We start from the raw sequence: 7,041 nt of genomic DNA, 5'->3' as shown, positions 1-7,041 counted from the left end.
ACCGACCGCAAAGCTCGCCGATGCGCTACGGGCCTCACTGAAGGAAACCGATCGGCTGCGGGCCCGCAATCGTCAGCTCGACGCGGCCCTGCGGGAACCGATCGCGATCGTGGGCATGGCCTGCCGATACCCCGGCGGCGTCGAGTCACCGGAAGACCTGTGGCGACTGGTCTCCGACGGCGTCGACGCCACCACCGACCTCCCCGCCAACCGCGGCTGGGATATCGAACGCATCTACGACCCCACCGGCGAACTGCCCGGCCGTTCCCATACCCGATCCGGCGGATTCCTGCACACCGCAGGCGATTTCGACCCCGCGTTCTTCGGCATCAGCCCGAACGAGGCGGCCACCATGGATCCGCAGCAGTTCCTCCTGCTCGAAACCTCCTGGGAGGCATTCGAACGCGCCGGAATCGATCCGGCGACCCTGCGCGGCAGCGCGACCGGCGTCTGGGTCGGCATGATGTACCACGACTACCCGGCCAACGCGAACGCCGGATCGCTGGCGTCGGGCCGGGTCTCCTACACCTTCGGACTCCAGGGACCGTCGGTCACCGTCGACACCGCATGTTCGTCCTCGCTGGTAGCCATGCATTCGGCCGCCGCCGCACTGCGTTCGGGCGAGTGCGAGCTGGCGCTGGCGGGCGGTGTGACCGTGATGGCGGGCCCGGACACGTTGGTGGAGTTCAGCCGGCAACGCGGACTGGCCGTCGACGGCCGCTGCAAGTCCTTCTCCGACAGCGCCGACGGCGTCGGCTGGGCGGAGGGCGCCGGTGTGCTGGTGCTGGAACGACTGTCCGACGCGCAGCGCAACGGCCACCGGATTCTCGCCGTACTGGCCGGTTCGGCGGTGAACTCCGACGGCGCGTCCAATGGGCTGACCGCGCCCAACGGCCCCGCGCAGCGGCGCGTCATCGAACAGGCGCTGACCAATGCCGGAATCTCCGCCGCCGACGTCGACGCGGTCGAAGGACACGGCACCGGAACGACGTTGGGCGACCCGATCGAGGCGCAGGCGCTGCTGGCCACCTATGGCCGCGATCGCGAGGCGGAACGGCCGCTGTGGCTCGGGTCGCTGAAGTCGAACATCGGACACGCGCAGGCCGCCGCGGGCGTGGGCGGCGTGATCAAGATGGTGATGGCGATGCGGCACGGAACGCTGCCGCGCACGCTGCACGTGGACCGGCCGTCGACCAAGGTCGACTGGTCCGCGGGCGAGGTGCGGCTGCTGACCGAACCGGTGCCGTGGCCGCTGCTCGATCGCCCACGCCGCGTCGGCGTGTCGTCATTCGGCATCAGCGGCACCAACGCACACGTCATCCTCGAACAGGCTCCTGCCCTCGAACAGGCGCCCGCCGCCGCGACGATCCCGGCCGAGCCCGTGGCGGCGGCCATGCCCTGGGTGCTGTCCGCCGCCAGTGCCCGTGCGCTCGGCGAACAGGCCGTTCGCTTGCGGTCGTATGTCCGCGAAAACGCCGTCGCAGCACACGATGTCGGATACTCCCTGGCCGCCACCCGCGCCACCCTCGGCCATCGAGCGGTGGTCCTCGGCGCCGATCGCGACGAACTGCTGTCGGGTATCGAGGCATTGGGGCGCGGAGACTCCGTGCCCGGTGTGGTGTCGGGACGCGCGGCTTCGGGTTCGACGGGGTTCGTCTTCTCGGGTCAGGGTGCGCAGTGGGCCGGGATGGCCGAGCAACTGCGTACGCACCCGGTGTTCGCGGCAACGTTCGACAAGGTCGTCGCCGAGCTGAATCCGCTTCTCGACCAGCCGGTTTCGCTCGAAAAGGCGTTGACCGCGACGGATCTGATCAACCAGACGGTCTTCGCGCAAGCCGGACTGTTCGCCTTCGAGGTCGCACTGTATCGCCTGCTCGAGGCGTGGGGCCTCCGCCCCAACCTGGTGGCGGGCCACTCGATCGGCGAAATCGCCGCCGCGCACATCGCCGGAGTGCTGTCACTCTCGGACGCCTGCACCTTGGTGGCCGCGCGCGGCCGGTTGATGCAAGTGCTCCCCGCGGGTGGCGCGATGGTCGCGGTAGGAGCGCCGGAATCCGCCGTGGCCCCGCTGTTGACCGACGGCGTATCGATCGCGGCGGTGAACAGCCCCACCTCGGTGGTGGTCTCCGGCGTCGAGACCGAAGTCGACGCGCTGGCCGAGTTGTTCTCCGAGAAGTCTTGGCGGACAAGCCGTCTACGGGTGTCGCACGCTTTCCATTCGGGATTGATGGATCCGATGTCGGCGGAGTTCGCCGGGGTGGTCGAGGGCTTGAGCTTCGCCCGGCCGACCATTCCGCTGGTATCGACCGTGACCGGCGCTCGGGTGACCGATGAGATGTCGGACCCCGCGTACTGGGTGCGTCAGGTCCGCGCCACGGTGCGGTTCGCCGACGCGGTGGCCACGATGGCGGACACGGGTGTGGTGCGCTTCGCGGAGATCGGGCCGGACGCGGTCCTCACGCCGATGGTGGCGGGCACCGTGGACGCCGAAGGCGCCGTCGCGGTCGCGGTGGCGCGCCGCGAGGAGGCCTCGACCGCCACGGTGACGGCCGCGGTCGCGAAGTTGTTCGTGTCGGGCGCCGAGGTCGATTGGCCCGCGTTCCATCCCGGCGCGCAACCGATCGACCTGCCCACCTATGCGTTTCAACGCGAGCGGTTCTGGCTCGATGCGAAGCGGTATCTGTCGACGACGTGGCTGGCCGCCGAAGCCGATGCCGCGGGATTGGATCCCGTCTCCCATCCCCTGCTGGGAGCGGTTGTCCCGCAGCCCGATTCGGGTGGGGTGAGCTTCGTCGGCCGATGGTCGGTGGACACGATCGGATGGTTGGCCGATCACAGCGTTCTCGGTACGGCACTGCTACCGGGCACCGGCTTCATCGAGTTGGCCACCCATGTGGGCGGATTGCTCGGTCACGCGCGAGTGGACGAGCTGATCCTGCACGCGCCGTTGACACTGCCCACCTACGACGGAGTTTCGGTACAGGTGGTGGTCGGCGCGGCGAATGATTCCGGTCGACGGCGCATCACGATTCACTCGCGCCAGCCGGATGCCGTCGCGTGGACGTTGCACGCGGAGGGCGACCTCACCGCCGACGACGTCCGGCCCGATTTCGATCTCGCTGTCTGGCCGCCGCTCGACGCCGAGGCGATCGACATCGCCGACGTGTACACCGAGATGCTGGATGCCGGGTACGGATACGGCCCCTATTTCCAGGGCATGCGGGCGATGTGGCGACGCGGCGAGCACGGCGCCGATGGTCACGAGCTGTTCGCCGAGGTGGCCCTGCCGGATCCGAAGGCCGCCGAAGGCTATGGCCTCCACCCCGCACTGTTCGACGCGGCCATGCACGCCCTCATCGTGGATCGAATGCGCACTGTCGGCAACGACGCGCCCGCACTGCCGTTCAGCTGGCGTGGCGTCGCACTGCACGCGGCCGGATGCAGTGCCGCCCGGGTCCGAATCCGGGTGCACGACAACCGTTTCACGCTGTGGCTGGCCGATAGCACCGGCAGCCCGGTGTTGTCGGTCGACTCGCTGGACACCCGTCAGGTGTCCGCGGACCGATTGCGCGCCGACCGGGCGCCCGATGCCTTGTTCACGGTGGAGTGGATCGCCGCGACATCGGTCGCCGCCGGTTCGGCCGCCCCGGCACGCACAGCGGTCATCGGCGCGCCGGGTTCGGCGGAGGTACCCGGCTACCCCGATCTCACTACGCTGGTCGCCGCACTCGACGCGGCCGACGAAGCTGTTGTCCCAGAGCTCGTATTGCTCCATTGCGCCGATACCGGCGACGCGTCGTCGTACGCCGCCCGCGAGGCATTGAACGGCGTGCTGGCCACCGTTCAACAGTGGTTGGGAGACCCTCGATTCGCCGAGGCCCGCCTGGTGATCCTGACCAGCGACGCGGTAACCACCAGTGAGTACGAGCAGGTGCGCCCGGCGCAGGCGCCGGTCTGGGGTTTGGTGCGCGCGGCCCAGGCCGAACATCCGCACCGGTTCCAGCTCTTGGACCTCGATGGTGCCGCCGACCACGATCCGGCCGCCGTCGTCACCGCCGCCTCGGCCCTGGCGACGGAGCCGGAGGGCGCGCTGCGCGGCGCGAAAATCCTGGTGCCGCGCCTGGTTCCGCATCAGCTCACCGAGACGAACCGCGAGCCGGTCGAGCCCTTGGACACCGGCACCGTGCTGATCACCGGCGGCACCGGTGGGCTGGGCGCGCTGTTCGCACGGCACCTGGTCACCGAATACGGTGCGCGGCGGCTGGTGCTGACGTCCCGGCGGGGGCCGCAAGCTCCCGGCGCCGACGCGTTGTGCGCCCAGTTGACCGAACTCGGTGCGCAGGTGACTGTCGCCGCCTGCGACGTCTCCGATCGAGACGCGTTGAAAGCACTGCTCGACGAGATCGGGTCCGAGCACCCGCTGACGGGTGTCGTGCACGCGGCGGGCGTCGCCGACAACGGCCTGATCGAATCGATGACGAGCGGCCGCATCGATGCCGTGTTCGCGCCCAAAGCCGACGCCGCGTGGCATCTGCACGAGCTCACGAGTGACCAGCCGCTGTCGCTGTTCGTCCTGGTGGCCTCCGCCGGTGGGTTGGTGCTGGCCGCCGGGCAGGCCAACTACGCTGCGGCCAACGTGTACCTCGACGCCCTCGCCACCTACCGCCGGGCGGCCGGGTGGACGGCCACGTCGATCGACTACAGCCTGTGGGAACGATCGACCGGTCTGGGCACGGAACTGTCGGACGAGGATTTCGAACGGATGCGGCGACAGGGCTTTCCGGCGCTGTCCGAATCCGACGGACTGGCGCTGTTCGATGCCGCCGTGACCTCCGGCATCGCCCAACTGGCCGCGCTACCTGTCGACCGGGCCGTGCTCCGCACGCGAGCCGAGCACGCACCCGCCCTGGTCCGCGGGCTGGTACCGATCTCGGCACAGCGCGAGACGCCGTCACCGCTGCTGGATCTGGTCGGCCTGCCCTCCGCCGAGCGGCTTCCGCTGCTCGTGGAGTTCGTGCGCAAGCAGGCTGCCGCGACGCTCGGCTACGCGGATGTCGACCTCATCGAGGTCGACAATGTGTTCGGCGAAATGGGATTCGACTCGATCACCGCGGTCGAATTCCGCAACGCGCTGCGCGACGCTACCGGCGTGCAGTTGCCCGGCACCCTCGTCTTCGACTATCCGACGCCCCAGATTCTCGCCAAACAACTGGACGAGAAATTGGCCGAAGGCGCGGGCGCCCTCGCGAACGCTGTCAACGCGGCCGCCGAACGAGATCGCCAGGAGGGTGTCGCCGACGACTCGCTGTACGGAATGTTCCGCACCGCGGTGGGGCGGGAACAGTATTCGGTCGCCTTCCTGCTCCTGCACCTGGCTGCACAGATGCGTGACCAGTTCACCGCCAACGACGAGCTGAACGTCGAACCGGAGCTCATCCGATTGACCGACGGCGCCGCCACGCCGCGCATCATCTGCATCGCCCCGCCGATGGCGGCCGGCGGTGTGCGCCAATACGCCAGAATGGCAAGCAAACTGCGGACCGCCCGCGACGTGGTCGGCCTCGCACCGATGGGGTCCCACGCGGGCCAGCCGGTGCCCACCGACTACGCCGCGGCCACCAAGGCGTTGCTCCAGCCCATCCTCGACGCCGCCGAGGGCCGGCCGTTCATCCTGTTCGGGTACTCCTCCGGCGGGGTCCTGGCCTACAGCGTCGCCGAACGGCTGGAAGCTCTCGGCGGACCCGCGCCGACGGGAGTGGTGCTGGTGGACAGCTACCGGGTGGGCGAGGGCGAAGGCAGTGAGTGGATTCTCAAGCCGGTCGCCGAGAACATGGTGACCAACGAGGCCGCCTTCGATCGATTCGACCCCGCCCGGTTGACCGCCATGGGCCAGTACATTCAGGTGCTCCGCGGCATCGCGCCCGGGAAGATCACCGCGCCCACCCTGTTCCTCCAGTGCGCACAGCGGATTCCCGGAGTCCCCGAGGACTTCATGGCGTGGCAGGCCCAGCCGTGGGACGAGAGCCATCGCGTGGTCCAGGTGGATGCCAACCACTTCGCCATGCTGCACGAGGGCTCGGATCAGGTCGCCGCGGCGGTCGACGATTGGCTGGAAGGGCTGGAGTGAGATTCGGCCGGGAGGGCGATCGCCCTCCCGGCTGATCTATCCGATCATGCGCCGGTGTAGGTGAGCCGAACCGCCGCACACCACGGAATCCGCTTGGCCCCGACCGGAATCCGAGGGCCGACAGGTGCGAAGGCGAGCGACCACAGCAGCGGGGGCAACCGGCGGAATCGGGCTGCCATACGGAACAATCCGACTACCTCGTCCGCGGTCCAACCCGCGTCGGCGAAGAATCGCAGCGGTTCGAGCGGCCCGAATTTCCAGGGTGAATTCTCGAGTAGCTTCTCGTTCGTTCGGTTGAACCGATCGACCACAGGCTTGTTGTTCACATCCATGATCCACCAGTTGATTTCGGTCCGCGCCAGTGCCGCGGCCAATCCCGAGACCTCGCCTTCGGACAGGTAGTACACCAGTCCCTCGGTCAATACGAGCGCCTTCTTCGCACCCTCGAGCGCCTGATCCAGGAACTGGTCGCGCGCATTCGGGTCCGCGAGATCGACCGCGGCGCGAGTGAGAACGCAGCGGGGGGTCTCACCTTCCAGCAGACGGTTCTTCTCGGCGATCAAATCCGGGAAATCGGCTTCGATCCAGCGGAGATCGGCGGGCAGCTCGAGACGATACGGCCGCGCATCCAGACCCGCCGCCATATTGATGACCAGATCGCAGCCCTCGGCGAGGGTTTCGGTGATCAGATCATCGATGACTCTGGTTCTCGTGACCAAGTTCCAGCCGGCCAGCGCATTGCGTGGTTCATTCGCGACGATGGCCTTGCCGGTTTCGCCGGCGAGCCGCTCCGCGAGCGGGTCGTGAAAGAGCGCATCGGTACGGGCGGATTCGATCGCGCGGTATGCGGCCACCCAGTGGGCGGTGTCCGAAACATTCGAAATGGGTCCAGCGGTTTCAGCCATAGTTGTAGT

Annotated in this window: 1 protein-coding gene and 1 pseudogene; one reads left to right on the top strand and one right to left on the bottom strand. The window is 68.5% G+C overall.

Features of this window, described 5'->3' with window-relative positions; translation table 11 throughout:
• Positions 1-7 precede the first annotated feature (7 nt).
• Positions 8-6,127: pseudogene (locus ACQP06_RS12995) on the top strand (type I polyketide synthase); the annotation flags it as partial.
• Positions 6,128-6,171: 44 nt separating this feature from the next.
• Here the strand turns inward: ACQP06_RS12995 and ACQP06_RS12990 are convergent.
• Complete coding sequence (locus ACQP06_RS12990) at positions 6,172-7,032, bottom strand: class I SAM-dependent methyltransferase (protein ID WP_433672448.1); 861 nt, start codon at positions 7,030-7,032, stop codon at positions 6,172-6,174.
• Between the last annotated feature and the right edge of the window lie 9 nt (positions 7,033-7,041).

It is taken from the genome of Nocardia sp. CA-136227 (genome assembly GCF_050955695.1).
Classification (GTDB): domain Bacteria; phylum Actinomycetota; class Actinomycetes; order Mycobacteriales; family Mycobacteriaceae; genus Nocardia.
The sequence above is the reverse complement of the archived record's forward strand: the minus strand, read 5'-3'. Positions and strand labels throughout refer to the sequence as shown.

Excerpts from the sequence above, each read along its gene's own strand:
- ACQP06_RS12990 (WP_433672448.1), bottom strand. The coding sequence starts at position 7,032 with ATGGCTGAAACCGCTGGACCCATTTCGAATGTTTCGGACACCGCCCAC.